We start from the raw sequence: 713 nt of genomic DNA, 5'->3' as shown, positions 1-713 counted from the left end.
AAGACTGGCCCCATCCAACCTCTGTAAGACCCTATAATGTGTAATAGACCTCTGCCCCCTTGGGTCTACCACCCTACTTATAGAGTCCTCTGTCTCCCTGTATATTGGAAAATCGAGCGTCCCACTATCTTGGCTTATTATACCCTCTACTATGGCCAGGTACTCCTTATGAACCCTATCCTGGCCCATATCCAGGGACAACTTGTGGTGGGCATAAGAATTTTTAGCTATGACTACTAGGCCGGATGTATTCATATCAAGCCTATTTACAAACCTGATCCTACAGTCTTCCCCTATCCTACCTATATGGTAGGTGATTGCATTGGCCAGGGTCCCATCAAAATGACTCTTAGTGGGGTGGACCACCATAAAGGGTGGCTTGTCAGCTACTATCAGGTCCTGGTCCTCATATACTATTGCTATACCCAGGTCCTGACCCTCAAAGCCTGCCTTTTCTTCATTAATCTCTATCTCTATAATGTCACCTGGCTTGGCCATGGAAGTTGGCTTGGCAGGTTGACCATTCTTATATATATTCTTGTCCCTCTTCATCTTTGATATAGACCTGACTGAAAAATTAAGTTCATCAATCAGGAGGTCTTTTATCTTTAGGTCCCTATCAACCCTTATAACAAATCTATTCCACTTTTGCCCATCTCTTATAAACAATTCCTTCACCCTTACTCTTTTTATAAGTCCTTCACATAAGATTT

General features: G+C 42.9%; 1 protein-coding gene. It reads right to left on the bottom strand.

Annotated elements, in window-relative coordinates; genetic code table 11:
* A partial coding sequence (locus HMPREF0634_RS04095; protein WP_040565747.1) for an RluA family pseudouridine synthase occupies positions 1-669 on the bottom strand: 669 nt, incomplete at its 3' end.
* Positions 670-713 lie beyond the last annotated feature (44 nt).

Source organism: Peptostreptococcus stomatis DSM 17678 (genome assembly GCF_000147675.1).
Classification (GTDB): domain Bacteria; phylum Bacillota; class Clostridia; order Peptostreptococcales; family Peptostreptococcaceae; genus Peptostreptococcus; species Peptostreptococcus stomatis.
The sequence above is the reverse complement of the archived record's forward strand: the minus strand, read 5'-3'. Positions and strand labels throughout refer to the sequence as shown.